Here is an 18,014-nt window from a genome sequence, read left to right as displayed (position 1 = left end):
TCGGATGCCTTCATGAAACTATTACCGCTGCTGTTGTTGCTGTGGGTCAGCGCCAGTCACGCCGAGATCTATCGTTGGGTCGATAAAGACGGCAAGGTGCATTACAGCGACCGCCCTGACACCTCGGTCAAATCGGAAAAAGTGGTTCCCAAAAGCTCCAGTACCATCGAGATGGCAAGCCCAACGCCATCACCACGCCGCTCTGGCAACACCGAAGCCGAAGAGCGCTATCAACTGCAGATCGCCAGCCCTGCGGCTGATGCCACCATCCGCGACAACAACGGCCAACTGCAGGTGGCGATTGCGGTCACTCCTGAACTCGCCAGCTTCCACCGCTTGCAACTGCTGGTGGATGGCAAAGTGCTGCGCACCCTTGGCGGCGGCGGTAATTTTGCTATCGACGATATCCAACGCGGCGAGCATCAACTGCAAGTCAAAGTGGTTGATAAAAACGGCAAAGTCCTTGCATCTAGTCCAAATAGAACCTTCTTTATGCACCGCCATTCTGCGCTGTTTCCACGGCCAGCTCCGCCCAATGGCGGGGTAATGCCTATCAGCCAATAAAACCATTGCACCAAATCGGTGCAATCACTAAGGTGGTGCAACATTACCGTGCAGTTAGGACATCACCATGGCGATCACAGGCCCCATTGCCGACCACCTAGCCACCGCGATACTGGTACTCGATGCCAGTCGTCAGGTGGCCTATGCCAACAGCGCTGCTGAGCAACTGCTGGGGCTGGGTCATCGGCGTCTGCTCGGTTGCACCCTGGCCGAGCTGTATCAGCATCTGTCTGCCGACGCGCACACCCTTAACAGCGCCCTCAGTAGCAACCAAGGGCAAACCCTGTATGCGCTGTCATTAGCCACCTTAGATGGCCAACACCACACCATCGATCTGACCGTCAGCCCACTGCCGGATGACTGCCGAGTGATTGAAGCCCGAGCCATCGATCAGCAGCAGCGGATCAGCCAAGAGCTACAACAATATGCCCAACACCACGCCGCCCAATTATTGGTGCGCGGCTTAGCCCATGAGATCAAAAACCCCCTTGGCGGTTTGCGCGGCGCGGCCCAACTGCTGCAGATGGAACTGGAAGACAGTGAACTGACCGAATTCACCCAGATCATCATCGAGCAATCCGACCGCTTGCGGGCCTTGGTCGATCGCTTGTTGGGGCCACAATATCCGGGCAAACGCGCCACCACCAACGTCCATCGGTTGCTGGAATCCTGCGCCCAGTTATGTCAGCTGGAAAGTCACAACGGCATTCAGATTGAGCGCGATTACGATCCGTCGATCCCCGACTTTACGCTGGACACCGATCAGCTCGAACAAGCGCTGCTGAACATCTGCCGCAATGGCTGTCAGGCGATGCAACAACAGGGCAAGCTAACCCTAAAAACCCGCACCCACGGCAGCATGACCATTAACGGTCAACGCCACCGCCGAGTGATGACCATCAGCATCATCGACGATGGCCCCGGGATCGCCGCCGAGGTACGCGATACGCTGTTCTACCCGATGGTCACCAACAAAGCCGATGGCAGCGGCTTAGGCTTGTCGATCGCCCAAAACATCGTCGCCCAGCATCAAGGTCGGATCGACGTTGACAGTTGGCCGGGTCATACCGAATTTATTATCTATCTGCCCCTTAACCTGCAATCGGAGGCACCTGCTGCATGAGCGAACAAGTTTGGATTTTGGATGACGACAGCTCCATTCGCTGGGTGTTAGAACGCGCCCTAAAACGCGCCGCCATCAGCAGCGCCAGCTTTGCCGCCGCCGATTCACTGGCCGAAGCCTTGCTGACCGATCAGCCGCAGGTGATCATCTCGGATATTCGGATGCCGGGCACCGATGGCCTCACCCTGCTGCAGCGGATCAAGCAAACCCAGCCGGATCTGCCGGTGATCATCATGACCGCCCACTCGGATCTGGACAGCGCCGTCGGCGCTTACCAAGCAGGGGCGTTTGAATACCTGCCGAAGCCATTTGATATTGATGAAGCGTTGGCGCTGATCCGCCGCGCCATCGAGCACAGCATCGCCAAGCAGCCAAAAAAACGCCAAACCCCGGCGAAACTGCCAGAGATCATCGGTGAAGCGCCGGCGATGCAAGAGGTGTTTCGCGCCATCGGTCGGTTGGCACGTTCGAGCATTAGCGTGTTGATCAACGGCGAGTCCGGCACCGGTAAAGAGCTGGTCGCCAGCGCTCTACACAAGCACAGCCCGCGGGCAGAGCACCCGTTTATCGCCCTGAATATGGCCGCCATCCCCAAAGAGCTGATCGAATCCGAGCTGTTTGGCCACGAGAAAGGCGCCTTTACCGGCGCCGGTGGCCAGCGCACTGGCCGCTTTGAACAAGCCAACGGCGGCACCCTGTTTCTGGATGAAATTGGCGATATGCCGCTGGAGGTGCAAACGCGACTGCTGCGGGTGCTCGCCGACGGCCAGTTCTACCGCGTTGGCGGCCATTCGCCGGTTAAGGTGGATGTGCGGATCGTCGCCGCCACCCACCAAAATCTGGAAGCGCGAGTCAAAGCCGGCGAGTTTCGCGAAGACCTATTCCATCGCCTTAACGTGATTCGGATTAAGCTGCCGCCGCTGTGCGAGCGCAATGAAGACATTCCAGCGCTAACCCACCACTTCCTGCGCAGCGCTGCCAAGGAACTTGGCGGCGAGCCCAAACGCGTCAGCGACGAAGCGATGCAGATCCTACAGCGCTTTAGTTGGCCCGGTAACGTTCGGCAACTGGAGAACGCCTGTCGCTGGATGACGGTGATGGCTTCTGGGCAAGAGATCCTGCGACAAGATCTGCCGCCAGAGATCGTTACCGCCCCAGGTGGCGGCATCGGTGACGACAATCCCGATTGGACCCGTGAACTGGCCAACTGGATGGAGCAAACCCTCGCCAATGGCGACAACAACCTGCTCAAGCAAGCACTGCCGGCCTTTGAACGCACCATGCTGCAGGTGGCACTGCGCCACAGTGGCGGCCATAAGCAAGACGCCGCCAAGTTACTCGGTTGGGGACGCAACACCCTAACCCGGAAACTGAAAGAACTGGATCTAAATGCATAACTAAGCAAAAGCTTGAATATTGGCGATACCCCATTGGCGGCGGTTTAAATTTGCCACCAATGGGGTATGCCGGTTCGATTTGCGAACCAGTCGCATTGACTGATCGCGGTTGCTATCGACTTCGGGTCAAATTGACTCAAGCGCGCCAAGCAGACCGCAACCAAATCGCTACTAATTAGGTAGTGACACTTTTTTCTCACCGTAACACCAATCAGGCGACAGCCACCGCAATAAAAACCGGCAACAGCGACCAAACTGTCTCACTCATATTGCGGTCGTCTATGACAAAATTTCCCGTTATTCACCGATAACAGAAAAAGATGACGGCAACATGAGAGCGACAATTAGCGCTTGTTGATCCTGATCACCTTTGTCACTTCTTTACCGCTAGCCCCCCGCAAACACCGACCTCGATCACATTTCAGCTCCGACCAGCATGGACAATGGCATTAATGCTCAGCAACAGCGTGAGCTTTAAAGCGGCTATTTATGCAATTAAAGGCATAAATAATCAAAACAACGTCAGGTATCCCTGGGAGATCCGATGAAATCCAATACCCCTGCTCGCGATCGTCGTGACCTGCTGAAAATGCTGGTTGCTGCCCCAATCGCGGCTACTGCTGTCGCAGCAGTTGCAACGCCAGCGCTGGCCTCTGAAGGCAAAGCGGCTGAAGCCGACACCAACTACCGCGAAACCGACCACGTTCGTCGCTACTACGCGTCCCTACGTGGCCTATAACGGAGCATCTGTTAAATGAAATTGACTCGTAACACCACTGCGGTGCAAGCGGAAGGCCTGGGCCTGAACCGCCGTCAGTTTTTGAAAAACGCTGGTGTAACCACCGGTGGTATCGCTGCGGCATCCATGCTGGGCACTGGCATGATGCGTAAAGCAGAAGCGGCCACCGTGCAAGTGGATCCAAACGCACCAACTGAAATCAAGCGCACCATCTGTTCTGGCTGTGCGGTAGGCTGTGGTCTATACGCTGAAGTTCAGAACGGCGTATGGACTGGACAAGAGCCGGCCTTCGACCATCCCTTCAACCGTGGCGGCCACTGTGCAAAAGGTGCCGGCCTACGTGAGCATGGCCACTCTATCAAGCGCATCAAATACCCAATGAAGCTGGAAGGCGGTAAGTGGAAGAAACTGAGCTGGGATGACGCGATCAACCAGGTTGGCGATCTGATGCTGAAGATCCGCGAAGAGTCTGGTCCAGATTCCGTGTACTTCATGGGTTCCGCTAAGTTCTCCAACGAAGGTTGCTACATGTACCGTAAATTTGCGGCCATGTGGGGTACCAACAACGTTGACCACTCTGCGCGTATCTGTCACTCCACCACGGTAGCCGGTGTAGCCAACACCTGGGGTTACGGTGCGATGACCAACTCCTTCAACGACGTGCGTCACGCTAAGGCGATCTTCTTCATCGGTGCTAACCCGGCTGAAGCTCACCCAGTAGCGATGCAGCACATCCTGACTGCTAAAGAGCGCGGCGCGAAACTGATCTGTATCGATCCACGTTTCTCCCGCACTGCGGCGCACTCTGACCACCACGTAGCGATCCGTTCCGGTACCGACATTCCATTTATGTACGGCATGCTGAACGTGATCTTCGAAAACGGCTGGCAAGACCAAGCGTTTATCGATTCCCGCGCGTGGGGCATGGAAGACATCAAGAAAGAAGCTGCTCACTGGACTCTGGCCGAAGCCGCTCGCGTTTGTGAAGTGTCTGAAGAAGACATCTACACCGCCGCTAAGATGATGCACGAAAACCGTCCAGGCACCGTGATCTGGTGTATGGGTGGTACTCAGCACACCGTTGGTAACGCCAACACCCGTGCTTACTCCATCCTGCAGCTGGCGCTGGGCAACATGGGTAAATCTGGTGGCGGTACCAACATTTTCCGTGGCCACGATAACGTACAGGCAGCAACCGACTTGGGTCTGCTGTTCGACACCCTGCCAGGCTACTACGGTCTGACTACCGGTGCGTGGAAGCACTGGTGTAACGTTTGGGATCTGGACACCAACTGGGTTAACGGCCGTTTCGACCAAGGTGAATACCTGGGTAAGAAGCCACAAACCACTCCTGGTATGCCATGTTCCCGTTGGTACGACGGCGTTCTGGAAGACAAGAAGAACCTGACTCAGCGCGACAACATCCGCATGAGCTTCTTCTGGGGTCAGTCCATCAACACCGGTACCCGTCAGCGTGACCAGCGTGAAGCGTTGGACAAGATGGACGCCATCGTAGTTGTCGATCCATACCCAACCATCGCCGGTGTACTGCACCGTCGTAAAGACAACGTGTTCCTGCTGCCAGCTTGTACTCAGTTTGAAGCAACCGGTTCCGTGTCTAACTCCGGCCGTTCTATCCAGTGGCGTGAGCAAGTGGTTCAGCCGCTGTTCGAATCCAAGAACGATCTGGAAATCATGTACATGCTGGCTAAGAAGCTGGGCTTCGAAAAGCAGTACACCAAGCGCATCAAAGTGAACGGCACCATGCCAGTGGTGGAAGACGTAACCCGCGAAATCAACCGCGGTATGTGGACCATCGGTATGACCGGTCAGTCACCAGAGCGTCTGAAAGCACACACCATGAACTGGGGTCAGTTCTCCCACGAGAACCTGCAAGCGCAAGGTTCCATGTTCAAGGGCGAAACCTACGGTCTGCCTTGGCCATGTTGGGGTACCCCAGAGCAGAAGCACCCAGGTACTCACATCCTGTACGACACCTCTAAGCACGTGCTGCAAGGTGGCGGTAACTTCCGTGCTCGTTACGGCGTTGAACACAACGGCGAAAACCTGCTTGCGGAAGGCACCTTCTCCAAAGGTTCTGAGCTTGAAGACGGTTACCCAGAATTCACCGCCGACATGCTGAAGCAGTTGGGCTGGTGGGACGACCTGACCGCAGAAGAGAAAGTGTCTGCTGAAGGCGCTAACTGGAAGACCGACCTGTCCGGCGGCATCGTACGCGTAGCCATGAAGCACGGCTGTATCGCGTTCGGTAACGCGAAGGCACGTTGTAAGGTTTGGGAATTCCCAGATCCAATGCCAGTTCACCGTGAGCCGCTGTACACCTCTCGTCGCGATCTGATCGCCGAGTACCCAACCTACAACGATATGCGTGTACACCGTCTGCCGACCCTGTACAAGTCTATCCAAGACAAGGTTATCAGCGACAACCTGGATAAGAAGTACCCACTGATCATGACCTCTGGTCGTCTGGTGGAATACGAAGGTGGTGGTGAGGAATCTCGTTCCAACCCATGGCTGGCAGAACTGCAACAAGAGATGTTTGTTGAGATCAACCCAGCCGATGCGGCGGATCGTGGCCTGCGTGATGGCGACACCGTATGGCTGGAAGGCGCTGAAGGCGGCCGCATCAAGATCAAAGCCATGGTTACCCCACGCGTTAAGCCTGGCACCACTTGGATGCCATACCACTTCGCTGGCGTAATGGAAGGCGTGGATCTGGTGTACCCAGAGTCTGGCGGCATCAGCAGCAAGCCTTACACCGTTGGTGAATCCGCCAACACCGCGTTGACCTACGGTTACGACCCAGTAACTCAGATGCAAGAGACCAAAGCGTCCCTGTGTCAGATCGAGAAAGCGTAAGGATAAGTCACAATGGCAACAATGAAATTTATGTGCGATTCCAAGCGCTGCATCGAGTGCAACGGTTGTGTCGTAGCGTGTAAAAACGAAAACAGCTCCGCTCTAGAGTGGGGCATCCAGCGTCGTCGCGTGGTAACCATCAACGACGGTGAACCAGGTGAGCGCTCCATCTCTGTTGCGTGTATGCACTGTGATGACGCGCCATGTATGGCGGTATGTCCTGCTAACGTGTTCACCAAAACCGAAGACGGTATCGTGCTGCACGATAAAGAGCGTTGCATCGGTTGTGGTTACTGCCTGTACGCTTGCCCATTCGGCGCCCCACAGTTCCCTAAAAAGTCTGTGTTCGGTTCCAAAGGCAAGATGGACAAGTGCACCTTCTGTGCTGGCGGTCCAAACACCGAAGCGGGCTCTGTTGAAGAGAAAGCGCAATACGGTGCAAACCGTATCGCCGAAGGCAAACTGCCAATGTGCGCCGAGCTGTGCTCTACCAAAGCACTGCTGGCCGGTGACGCAGGCATGGTGTCTGACATCTTCCGTGATCGCGTTGTGGCCCGTGGCCACAAAAACGCCGGTTGGGATAAGTAAGTCCTGAATGCTCGGTCCCGCTTGCGGGACCGAGTTACTGGTTTGGAGTAACAATCCATGAAACTGCTGAAGCCTTTACTGGCTGTGATGGCACTGGTGTTTTCCACCTGGGCTATCGCCGGCAACGTGCCAGCGGCCTCCGGCAATGAAGCCGAAGTCGTCTGGCAAGCCCTGAAAGAGGGCGCTCAGGTGCGCACCACTGGTACTGCACCTTTTGCTGATCAAGCGATCAACAGCTACGACATGCGTACCCTGGACTGGCGTAATGACTACCTGTCTTACGGCATGTTCGCGGCGCTGTTTGGCATGATCGGTGCGTTCATTGTGTTTATCGCAGTGAACGGCATCTCTAAGCTGTCTGACGGCTACTCTGGCAAGCTGGTGTACCGCTGGAGCAAGTTCGACCTGTTTATCCACTGGCTGGGCGCAATCCCATGTCTGCTGCTGATCATCACTGGTCTGACTCTGCTGTCTGGCAAAATCATCATCGAGCCACTGCTGGGTACTGCGGTATTCGCACCGATGGCCTCTTTGGCAAAACCGATCCACGACTACATGGCGATCCCGTTCATGCTGGGTTGGTTGCTGATGAGCGTTAAGTGGGCGAAGAACCAGATCCCTGAGAAGTGCGATCTGGGCTGGATCCTGGTCGTTGGTGGTTACATCAACTTCGGTCCTTTCAAAGGCAAGCACCCGCACGCGGGCTTTGCCAACGCCGGTGAAAAGATGTGGTTCTGGACCTTCGCTTTCGGTGGCGCAGTAGTCAGTGCCACTGGTGTGATCCTGCTGTTCCCTGATCTGGTAGAGCCAAGCCGCACCCTGAGCATGCTGGCACTGGTTATCCACGGTGCTATCGCTATCGTGCTGACCATGTTCTCAGTAATCCACATCTTCATGGCTACCATCATGTCTGAAGGTGGTATGGAGTGTATGGTTTCCGGCTACTGTGACGAAAACTGGGCAATCCAGCACCACGATCTGTGGTACGACGAGATCAAAGCCAAAGGCGAACTGAAATACAAAGACTAATTTCAGTCTGACTTTCATCGCTAAAGCCCCAACTTCGGTTGGGGCTTTTTTGTTGGTCGATTTTTAGTGACGTCGATCACAAAGCCGTGTTTTTACTAAAAAGCCAACCACTTAAGGGTAAATTTTGCACAGGATTACCCAGAGCACCCCGTAACAACCTGCCAAAGCGCTCAGCTTTTCTCTAAACCAGACAAAATGTTCATTTTCACCGGGCGCTTACCGCACTTGCACCCCGATTTGACCCACTTTTGTGACACTACCCACAAATAAGTAGTGATCAGCGCCACATTTTCACCTGTGGATTTAAGTGATCCTTGCGCGGCAAGGTGCCGCCACCTCTTGGCAGCACCGCTAACGCGAAGAGTGAACATGAGCAAACAACCACTTCTGGCTCGTCGCCAGTTCCTAGCGCAGCTGGCCAAAGGCACTGCAGCAGGCGCTGTGGCCGTAGCCATCGCCCCAGCAGCACAAGCACAAACGGCCGCGACCCCTGCGGTTGCCGCCAAAGGCTACCAAGAGTCCGAGCACATCCGTCGCTACTACGCGACCCTGCGCGGTCAATAACTCAAGGATCCCAACATGAAATTGACTAAAACCAGCACCTTGGTGCCTGCGACAGGCCTAGGCCTGAACCGCCGTCAGTTTTTGAAAAACGCTGGTGTAACCACCGGTGGTATTGCGGCGGCATCAATGCTGGGTACCGGCATGATCCGCAAAGCAGAAGCGGCAACCGCCCAGGTTGACCCAAACACCCCAACCGAAATCAAGCGCACCATTTGTTCCGGCTGTGCGGTAGGTTGTGGCCTCTATGCTGAAGTACAAAATGGCGTGTGGACCGGCCAAGAGCCAGCGTTCGATCACCCAATCAACCGTGGCGGCCACTGTGCAAAAGGTGCCGGCCTACGTGAGCATGGTCACTCCATCAAGCGCATCAAATACCCGATGAAGCTGGAAGGCGGTAAGTGGAAGAAACTGAGCTGGGATGACGCCATCAACCAAGTTGGCGATCTGATGCTGCAGATCCGCGAAGAGTCTGGCCCAGATTCCATCTACTTTATGGGCAGCGCCAAGTTCTCTAACGAAGGCTGTTACCTGTACCGTAAGTTTGCGGCGATGTGGGGCACCAACAACATCGACCACTCTGCCCGTATCTGTCACTCCACCACCGTGGCTGGCGTAGCCAACACCTGGGGTTACGGCGCGATGACCAACTCAATGAACGACATGCGCAATGCCAAAGCGATGTTCTTCATTGGTTCCAACCCAGCCGAAGCGCACCCAGTGGCGATGCAGCACGTTCTGACCGCCAAAGAGCGTGGCGCCAAGATGATCGTGATTGACCCACGTTTCTCGCGCACTGCCGCGCACGCGGATCACCACGTCGGCATTCGTCCAGGTACTGACATTCCGTTTATCTACGGCATGCTGAACGTAATCTTTGAAAACGGCTGGCAAGACCAAACCTTCATCGATTCCCGCGTTTGGGGCATGGACGACATCCGCCAAGAAGCCGCTAAATGGCCACTGGCTGAAGCCGCTCGCGTCTGTGAAGTGTCTGAAGAGGACATCTACACCGCCGCCAAACTGATGCATGAAAACCGTCCGGGCACCGTAGTTTGGTGTATGGGTGGTACTCAGCACACCGTTGGTAACGCCAACACCCGCGCTTACTGTCTGCTGCAATTGGCACTGGGCAACATGGGCGTATCTGGTGGTGGTACCAACATTCTGCGTGGCCACGACAACGTTCAGGGCGCCACCGACTTGGGTCTGCTGTTCGACACCCTGCCTGGCTACTACGGCCTGACTACCGGTGCTTGGAACCACTGGGCGCACGTCTGGGATCTGGACATCAACTGGGTCAACAGCCGCTTCGACCAAGGTGAATACCTAGGTAAGAAACCGCAGACCACTCCGGGCATGCCATGTTCCCGTTGGTACGACGGTGTTCTGGAAGACAAGAGCAACCTGACTCAGCGCGACAACATCCGCATGAGCTTCTTCTGGGGCCAGTCCATCAACACCGGTACCCGTAGCCGCGATCAACGCGAAGCACTGGATAAGATGGACGCCATTGTGGTGGTTGATCCATACCCAACCATCGCTGCGGTACTGTCTCACCGTAAAGACAACGTCTTCATTCTGCCGGCCTGTACTCAGTTTGAAGCGGAAGGCTCACTGTCTAACACCAACCGCTCCCAGCAGTGGCGTCAACAGGTGGTTCAGCCGTTGTTCGAATCCAAGAACGACCTGGAGATCATGTACCTGCTGGCTAAGAAGCTGGGCTTTGCCGAGCAACTGACCAAGCGCATTAAGGTGGTTAACAACCTGCCTGTAGCCGAAGACATCACCCGCGAAATCAACCGCGGCATGTGGACCATCGGCATGACCGGTCAGTCGCCAGAGCGTCTGAAAGCGCACACCATGAACTGGGGCAAATTCTCCAACGACGATCTGTCTGCCATCGGCAGCGAGTTCGCTGGTGAAACCTACGGTCTGCCTTGGCCATGTTGGGGTACCCCAGAGCAGAAGCACCCAGGTACTCACATCCTGTACGACACCTCCAAGCACGTACTGAACGGTGGCGGTAACTTCCGTGCCCGTTACGGCGTTGAACACAACGGTGAAAACCTGCTGGCGGAAGGCACCTTCTCCAAAGGTTCCGAGCTTGAAGACGGTTACCCAGAATTCACCGCTGACATGCTCAAGCAGCTGGGTTGGTGGGACGAGCTGACTGCCGACGAGAAAGCGTCTGCCGAAGGCAAAAACTGGAAGACTGATATCTCCGGCGGCATCGTGCGCGTGGCGATGAAGCACGGTTGTATCCCATTTGGTAACGCCAAAGCCCGTTGTAAGGTGTGGACCTTCCCAGATCCAATGCCGGTACACCGCGAGCCGATCTACACCCCGCGTCGTGATCTGATCAAGCAGTACCCAACCTACAACGACATGCGCGTTCACCGTCTGCCGACTCTGTACAAGACGCTGCAGGACAAAGTGATCAGCGACAACCTCGATAAGAAGTACCCACTGGCGGTGACTTCCGGTCGTCTGGTTGAGTACGAAGGTGGTGGTGAGGAATCTCGTTCCAACCCATGGCTGGCAGAACTGCAGCAAGAGATGTTCGTTGAGATCAACCCAGCAGACGCCGCTGATCGCGATATCCGCGATGGCGACACCGTATGGCTGGAAGGCGCTGAAGGCGGCCGCATCAAGATCAAAGCACTGGTAACCCCACGGGTTAAACCAGGCGTGACTTGGATGCCGTTCCACTTCGCCGGCGTAATGGAAGGCGTGGATCTAGTGTACCCAGAGTCCGGCGGCATCAGCAGCAAGCCTTACACCGTTGGTGAATCTTGTAACACCGCCCTGACCTACGGTTACGACCCAGTTACCCAGATGCAAGAGACCAAAGCGTCCCTGTGTCAGATCGTTAAAGCCTAAGGAGAACGCCCATGGCAACGATGAAATTTATGTGCGACTCCAAGCGCTGCATCGAGTGCAACGGTTGTGTCGTAGCGTGTAAAAACGAAAACGATTCCGCTCTGGAATGGGGCATTCAGCGTCGTCGCGTCATCACCCTGAACGACGGCCAGCCAGGCGAGCGTTCCATCTCTGTTGCGTGTATGCACTGTGATGACGCCCCATGTATGGCGGTGTGTCCTGCTAACGTGTTTAGCAAGACCGAAGATGGCATCGTTCAGCACGACAAAGAGCGCTGCATCGGTTGCGGTTACTGCTTGTACGCCTGCCCATTTGGCGCACCGCAATTCCCGAAAAAATCGGCGTTCGGCTCCAAAGGCAAGATGGACAAGTGCACCTTCTGTGCTGGCGGTCCAAACACCGAAGCGGGCTCAGCAGAAGAGAAAGCGATGTACGGTGCGAACCGTATCGCCGAAGGCAAGCTGCCAATGTGCGCCGAGCTGTGCTCGACCAAAGCACTGCTGGCTGGCGACGCCGGCATGGTATCCGACATCTTCCGTGAGCGTGTTGTAGCCCGTGGCCACAACAACGCCGGTTGGGATAAGTGAGATATCAATCTTATTAATTAGCTGATCGCTATTGCTGGTTTAAACCGCCCCACTCTGCGTTGTTCAACTTACTGTTAGAACCCACTAGCAGCTGCGTTGAACGCCTTGATTGGGACGGTTTCTCCTACGCACTAGTCGCTCTTTAATTTAATGCGATTGATATAGTTGAGCTCAAGGACGTTGTCTTTGGGCTCCTATGTTTCGGAGACAATCTCTATGAAACTGCTAAAACCGTTACTGGCGGTCGCGGCACTGCTGCTGGCCGGTTTCGCCGTCGCCGGCAACGTGCCTGCGGCCTCTGGCAACGAATCTGAAGTGGTGTGGCAAGCACTGCAACAGGGCGAAATCGGTCGTACCACCGGTACCGCGCCATTCGCCGCCCAAGCGATCAACAGCTACGATCTGCGTGTGATGGACTGGCGTAACGACTACCTGTCTTACGGCATTTTCGCAGCATTGTTCGGTATGATCGGCGCTTTTATCGTATTTATCGCGGTAAATGGCATCTCTAAGCTGTCCCACGGCTACTCCGGTAAACTGGTGTACCGTTGGAGCAAGTTCGATCTGTTCATCCACTGGCTGGGCGCTATCCCATGCCTGCTACTGATCGTTACCGGTCTGACTCTGCTGTCCGGCAAGATCATCATCGAGCCGCTGCTGGGCACCGCCGTATTTGCGCCGATGGCGGCACTGGCCAAGCCAATCCACGATTACATGGCGCTGCCATTTATCGCTGGTTGGTTGCTGATGAGCATCAAGTGGGCCAAAAACCAGATCCCAGCCAAGCACGACATCGACTGGTTTATGGTGGTCGGTGGCTACATCAACTTTGGCCCGTTCAAAGGCAAGCACCCGCACGCGGGCTTTGCCAACGCCGGTGAAAAGATGTGGTTCTGGACCTTCGCTCTGGGCGGCGCAGTGATCAGTGCCACCGGGGTGATCCTGCTGTTCCCTGAGCTGATCGAGCCAAGCCGCACCCTAAGCTTACTGGCCCTGATTGCCCACGGCGCCATCGCCATCGTCCTAACCGCCTTTGCGGTGGTCCATATCTTTATGGCCACCATCATGTCCGAAGGCGGCATGGAGTGCATGATCTCCGGCTACTGTGACGAAAACTGGGCCATCCAGCACCACGATCTGTGGTACGACGAAATCAAAGCCAAAGGCGAACTGAAGTACCGCGATTAAGCCGCGAGTACCGCAGACTGACACGGTGATCTTTGCTCACCCAAGCCCCAACCCCGGTTGGGGCTTTTTCGTATCTAGCTCCCCTAAGATCCAGTCGCTATCAGGGTAAACCACCGATAGTTGGCGTTATTAACAATGTATCAATTCACCCAATTGAAAGCCGATTGCTATGGTGGCTTAGCAAAATAACGCTTTCGACTCAGTAGCTTGCAGTAGGGTCGCGGTGAAAGTGGCAGTACCCCTTACTTGTCTAGGATGGATACATAATGAAACTAAAACCGATCGCAGCTGCCGTCAGTCTGTTGGCCTTATCGCCTGCCCTTGCTGTCGCCAATGACGACGTTGAACGCATTGAAGTTACCGGCTCACACATCAAACGTACCGATATGGAAGGGCCATCACCCATTCTGGCGATCAGCGAAGAGGACATTCGCAACGCCGGCGCCCAAGATGTCTCCGAACTACTAGCAAAACTGCCGGTCTCTGGCGCTGGCACCTTTTCAACCCAAGGTAACGATTCCGATGACACCGGCAACGGCGGCAGCGCCATCTCGCTGCGGGGCCTCGGTGCCGATTCCACTTTGGTGTTACTCAATGGTCGGCGGATCTCGGTCTCAGCCTTTGCCAAAGAGATCGACACCGCCTTTGTCGACATCAACTCAATCCCACTGGCCGCCATTGCTCGAGTGGAAATTCTCAAAGATGGGGCCTCGGCCACTTACGGTTCAGATGCCATCGCTGGGGTGGTCAACATCATCCTGAAAAAGGACTTTGAAGGCTTTGAAGTAACCGCCAGCATCGGCGACACCAGTGAAGGTGGCGGTCAAGAGACTACCGCGGCCATGCTGTGGGGCACCCAAGGCGATAACAGCCATACCACCGTGGTGCTGGACTACTTCCAGCGTGATGAGACCCTGTATGCCGATCGCGACTACAGCAAAAGTGCCAACCAAAGCGGTCGTGGCGGCATCGATTTCCGCTCATCCGCCGGTAACCCAGGCTCTTACAGCACCTTTAGCCGCGATGAAGATGGCGCCATTGTCTCCGATGGTAACTGGACCCCAGATCCCAACTGCCCCGCCGATCTAACCGTTGGCCCCTTCTGCCGCTACGACTACGCCCCGTTTATGACCCAAACCCCAGAAACCGAGCGGGTTGGCTTGATGGTGATGCAGCAGTACCACATCAACGAACAGGTGGAAGCGTTCGCCGAGCTGACCTACCAGCATAACAACACCTTGGTACGCGGTGCCGCCAGCCCATCGTTTGGTGAATTCACTATGGCAGCCGACAACCCGTTATTTGTCAGTGGCGCTGCCACCAACCCCTTCCCCGGTGAAGATATCACCATGCGCCGCCGCCTGACCGAAACCCTAGGCCGCGTCAAAGAGGTAGAAACCGATAACGCGCGGATGGTGTTGGGCCTTAAAGGCGACGTATTTGATTGGGATTGGCAGCTGGCTTACACCTACAGCCGCAGCCGTTCCAACGAGTACGGTACTCGTGGCTTTGTCTGGACCCCAGCGCTGCAAGCCGCCATCGACAGCGGTGAATTCAACCCGTTTAGCACCACCAATTCCGCCGAAGTACTGGATCAGGTGACGGTGAATACCAGTCGCGATGGCAAATCCACCACCAAAGCCTTTGACGGCAAGATCAGCGGCGAACTGTTCGACTACGGCCTCGGTACCGCCGCGTTAGCCGTTGGCTTCGAATACCGCGAAGAGAGTCTGGCAGACAACCCCGATGAGCTGTTCCTACGGGGGGAGATCTTCGGCACCGAAGCCACGCAAGCCAGCGGCGCGCGCGATCAAACCTCGCTGTTTGCGGAATTGGCACTGCCATTAGGCGATACCTTTGAAGCCCAGTTGGCGCTGCGGCATGAGGACTATTCCGACTTTGGCACCAATACCAGCCCGAAAATCGCGCTGCGCTGGGCACCTATCGACACTCTGGCGCTGCGCGCCAGCTGGGGTGAAGCGTTCCGTGCGCCATCGCTGGTGCAGTTGGGTTTAGGTTCAACCCAAGAATCGCCCGGATTGGTGGATAACACTCGTTGTCCGCTAACCGGCGAGGAGTTTGATTGCAGTGCCCAAGAGCGCACGGTGATCTTCTCCGGTAACCCGGATCTGCAGCCGGAAGAGTCAACCTCTTACAACATTGGCGCGATTTGGGAAGTCACCGACGCGTGGTCACTGTCAGTGGATTACTGGAACTACGATCAAGACAACTTGATCACCTCCGATACCCAAAAGCTATTGGATGACAATGGCACCAACCCCGCGATCGTCAAACGAGAGCCAACCGTCAACGGCGTCCCGGGGCAGATCATCGAAATCTACGATAGCTTTATCAACCTTGGCGGCCAGCAAACCGACGGCATCGACTTCGATACCGCCTACCTATTGAAAACCAACGGTGCTGGTGACTTTAACTTCAGTTACAACCTGACGTACGTCCTTAGCTTCGATGAGATCGGCGCCGATGGCAGCCGTAAAGACCTTAACGGCGAATACCAACATCCCGATGTGCGTTGGACTGCCGCGGTCGATTGGCAGCTAGACAGCTATGCCGCCGCGGCACGGATTAACTACATTGGCGAGGTTAACGACGATGTCGATGCTGGCGCTACCGGTACCATTGATTCGATGACCACCTTGGATCTCAACGCCAGCTACCTGCTGAACCACTGGCGCTTTACTGTTGGTGCCAACAACGTCTTGGACGAAGAACCGCCATTCTCTGCGGCCACCTTTATGGGCTACGACACCAAGACCTATTCGGCACAGGGACGCTTCGTCTACGCCGAAGTGGCCTACCGTTTCTAAAGCATTGGGCTAAATTAAGCGGAGCTTCGGCTCCGCTTTTTACTGCCATCGCCATCCCTACAACCGGCACCAGAGCTGAACAAAAAAACAACCGCAGTTGCCACCGTGATCGCACTTTTGCCAATCCATTACTAAAGCGGTGGCCAAGGAGTGATCCACGCCATGTTTTGCGCAGGACGAACCCCCTAAGCTAGTACCCCTTTTGAAGTACCCGCTCACCCTTTGGGAGCACAGAGAGCCGCACCATGTCCATTGCCGAACGCGCCATCAATAACGCCGCCATCAACAAGGCCGCCGAGATCACCACCCCTAACTGGATGTTGCGGGGCATGGAGTCGCTGATGAAGCACTACACCAAGCGTCACCTGTGCATGGACACGCGCGCCTGTGACACCATCCCAGCACCACGGGAAGGTCACAACTACACCCTGTACATCCACGTACCGTTCTGCCACACCCTGTGCAGCTTCTGTACCTTCCATCGCTTCTTGTTTAAGGAAGATAAGGCGCGCGCCTACTTCAAAGCACTGCGGCAAGAGATGCACATGGCCAAAGCGCTGGGTTACGACTTCCACGAGTTGTACGTTGGCGGCGGCACCACCACCGTCTTGGTGGATGAGCTGGCACGCACCATCGAGCTGGCTAAAACCCTGTTCCCATCGATCAAACAGGTTTCTTGTGAATCGGATCCGCTGCACCTGACCTCCGGCGAGTTCACCCAGCTGCACGGTCTGGTGGATCGCCTGTCTGTCGGGGTTCAGAGCTTCGACCGCGATATCCTGATCAAAACCGACCGTCTGGCCAAATTTGGCGAGCCGGAAGTGGTGTTTGAGAAGCTGGCCCGCGCCAAAGAAAACTTCCCAATTCTGAACTGCGACATGATCTTCGGTTTCGAAGGTCAAACCGCGGAAGTGTTGGCCAACGACATCGCCACCCTGAAGAAGTTAGGCCCACGCCAGATCACCACCTACCCATTGATGGTATCGGATCTGACCAAACGCCACGCCGCCACCAAAGGGGTAACCAAGGCGCAGCTGGCTAACCAAAACCAAGACATCCGCCGTGATTACGAGCTGATCTTGAACGAACTGCGTGGCGACTACGAACAGTTAACCTCTTGGTCATTCGGTAAGAGTTCCGAAGAGGCGTTCGACGAGTACGTGGTTAACTGCGACGATTACTTGGGTCTGGGCTCTGGGTCGTTCTCATTCCTGCACGATCAACTGTATGTGAACAGCTTCTCGCTGCGTCGCTACCAAGAGAAAATTGCCAACGGCAAGATGGGCGTTGAGGCCACCAAGGCTTACTCCAAACACGCCACCCTGCAATACCGCTTCCTACTAAGCGTATTCGGCGGCCGTTTGGACAAGCAGTACTTTAAGAACAAGTACGACAGCAACGTTTACACCGCGCTGACCAAAGAGATGGCATTTATGCACGCCATCGGTGGTTTCGAGCCAGCCAAAGACAACAGCGAGGTGCTGCAAGCCACCCCGAACGGCTTGATGATGGGCTTGATGATGATGAAGAACTTCTACACCGGCATGGATAACGTTCGAGCAGAATTACGCAAACCACTGAAAGCGGAAGATATGTAAAACCAAACTGTTGTCAGTTGTCAGTTGTCAGTTGTCAGTTGTCAGTTGT

Annotated in this window: 13 protein-coding genes; all 13 read left to right on the top strand. The window is 55.6% G+C overall.

The genetic code is table 11. From position 1 onward, the window contains the following. The first annotated feature begins 12 nt into the window (after positions 1-12). The 13 genes from G506_RS19205 to G506_RS0107835 all read left to right on the top strand — a co-directional run bounded on the left by G506_RS19205 (position 13) and on the right by G506_RS0107835 (position 17,965). Entirely contained in the window at positions 13-564 is a 552-nt protein-coding gene (locus tag G506_RS19205; RefSeq protein ID WP_051201991.1) for a DUF4124 domain-containing protein, read from the top strand. A 67-nt stretch (positions 565-631) separates the two neighbouring features. Continuing rightward, positions 632-1,687, top strand: coding sequence for a nitrogen regulation protein NR(II) (gene glnL / locus G506_RS0107895; RefSeq protein ID WP_028116393.1), 1,056 nt, complete (start codon positions 632-634; stop codon positions 1,685-1,687). Further along, complete coding sequence (gene glnG / locus G506_RS0107890) at positions 1,684-3,084, top strand: nitrogen regulation protein NR(I) (RefSeq protein ID WP_028116392.1); 1,401 nt, start codon at positions 1,684-1,686, stop codon at positions 3,082-3,084. The genes glnL and glnG overlap by 4 nt, the downstream gene beginning before the upstream one ends. A gap of 544 nt (positions 3,085-3,628) precedes the next feature. Continuing rightward, entirely contained in the window at positions 3,629-3,823 is a 195-nt protein-coding gene (locus tag G506_RS0107885) for a hypothetical protein (protein ID WP_028116391.1), read from the top strand. A 15-nt stretch (positions 3,824-3,838) separates the two neighbouring features. Next, positions 3,839-6,703, top strand: coding sequence for a formate dehydrogenase subunit alpha (locus G506_RS0107880; RefSeq protein ID WP_028116390.1), 2,865 nt, complete (start codon positions 3,839-3,841; stop codon positions 6,701-6,703). A 12-nt stretch (positions 6,704-6,715) separates the two neighbouring features. Further along, complete coding sequence (gene fdh3B, locus G506_RS0107875) at positions 6,716-7,291, top strand: formate dehydrogenase FDH3 subunit beta (RefSeq protein WP_028116389.1); 576 nt, start codon at positions 6,716-6,718, stop codon at positions 7,289-7,291. 57 nt (positions 7,292-7,348) lie between these two features. After that, the gene (locus tag G506_RS0107870) at positions 7,349-8,320 is read left to right on the top strand and encodes a formate dehydrogenase subunit gamma (protein WP_028116388.1); all 972 of its coding nucleotides are present in this window, start codon (positions 7,349-7,351) and stop codon (positions 8,318-8,320) included. A gap of 369 nt (positions 8,321-8,689) precedes the next feature. After that, on the top strand, positions 8,690-8,884 hold the full coding sequence (locus tag G506_RS0107860) for a hypothetical protein (protein ID WP_028116386.1): 195 nt from the start codon (positions 8,690-8,692) through the stop codon (positions 8,882-8,884). Positions 8,885-8,899: 15 nt separating this feature from the next. After that, positions 8,900-11,764 (top strand): formate dehydrogenase subunit alpha, encoded by a 2,865-nt coding sequence (locus tag G506_RS0107855; RefSeq protein WP_028116385.1) that lies wholly within the window; start codon positions 8,900-8,902, stop codon positions 11,762-11,764. Between the two features lie 11 nt (positions 11,765-11,775). Continuing rightward, positions 11,776-12,351 (top strand): formate dehydrogenase FDH3 subunit beta, encoded by a 576-nt coding sequence (gene fdh3B / locus G506_RS0107850; protein WP_028116384.1) that lies wholly within the window; start codon positions 11,776-11,778, stop codon positions 12,349-12,351. A gap of 216 nt (positions 12,352-12,567) precedes the next feature. Beyond that, positions 12,568-13,539 (top strand): formate dehydrogenase subunit gamma, encoded by a 972-nt coding sequence (locus G506_RS0107845; RefSeq protein WP_028116383.1) that lies wholly within the window; start codon positions 12,568-12,570, stop codon positions 13,537-13,539. 266 nt (positions 13,540-13,805) lie between these two features. Beyond that, positions 13,806-16,367, top strand: coding sequence for a TonB-dependent receptor (locus G506_RS0107840; RefSeq protein ID WP_028116382.1), 2,562 nt, complete (start codon positions 13,806-13,808; stop codon positions 16,365-16,367). A 245-nt stretch (positions 16,368-16,612) separates the two neighbouring features. Beyond that, on the top strand, positions 16,613-17,965 hold the full coding sequence (locus tag G506_RS0107835; RefSeq protein WP_028116381.1) for a coproporphyrinogen III oxidase family protein: 1,353 nt from the start codon (positions 16,613-16,615) through the stop codon (positions 17,963-17,965). The last annotated feature ends 49 nt before the right edge of the window (positions 17,966-18,014 follow it).

The sequence above is a fragment of the Ferrimonas senticii DSM 18821 genome, from assembly GCF_000422665.1.
GTDB lineage: Bacteria > Pseudomonadota > Gammaproteobacteria > Enterobacterales > Shewanellaceae > Ferrimonas > Ferrimonas senticii.
Note: the sequence above shows the minus strand (reverse complement) of the source record. Positions and strands in the feature narration are given on the sequence as shown.

Coding starts and splice junctions, on each gene's coding strand:
- G506_RS19205 (WP_051201991.1), top strand. CDS start 13: ATGAAACTATTACCGCTGCTGTTGTTGCTGTGGGTCAGCGCCAGTCAC.
- glnL (WP_028116393.1), top strand. CDS start 632: ATGGCGATCACAGGCCCCATTGCCGACCACCTAGCCACCGCGATACTG.
- glnG (WP_028116392.1), top strand. CDS start 1,684: ATGAGCGAACAAGTTTGGATTTTGGATGACGACAGCTCCATTCGCTGG.
- G506_RS0107885 (WP_028116391.1), top strand. CDS start 3,629: ATGAAATCCAATACCCCTGCTCGCGATCGTCGTGACCTGCTGAAAATG.
- G506_RS0107880 (WP_028116390.1), top strand. CDS start 3,839: ATGAAATTGACTCGTAACACCACTGCGGTGCAAGCGGAAGGCCTGGGC.
- fdh3B (WP_028116389.1), top strand. CDS start 6,716: ATGGCAACAATGAAATTTATGTGCGATTCCAAGCGCTGCATCGAGTGC.
- G506_RS0107870 (WP_028116388.1), top strand. CDS start 7,349: ATGAAACTGCTGAAGCCTTTACTGGCTGTGATGGCACTGGTGTTTTCC.
- G506_RS0107860 (WP_028116386.1), top strand. CDS start 8,690: ATGAGCAAACAACCACTTCTGGCTCGTCGCCAGTTCCTAGCGCAGCTG.
- G506_RS0107855 (WP_028116385.1), top strand. CDS start 8,900: ATGAAATTGACTAAAACCAGCACCTTGGTGCCTGCGACAGGCCTAGGC.
- fdh3B (WP_028116384.1), top strand. CDS start 11,776: ATGGCAACGATGAAATTTATGTGCGACTCCAAGCGCTGCATCGAGTGC.
- G506_RS0107845 (WP_028116383.1), top strand. CDS start 12,568: ATGAAACTGCTAAAACCGTTACTGGCGGTCGCGGCACTGCTGCTGGCC.
- G506_RS0107840 (WP_028116382.1), top strand. CDS start 13,806: ATGAAACTAAAACCGATCGCAGCTGCCGTCAGTCTGTTGGCCTTATCG.
- G506_RS0107835 (WP_028116381.1), top strand. CDS start 16,613: ATGTCCATTGCCGAACGCGCCATCAATAACGCCGCCATCAACAAGGCC.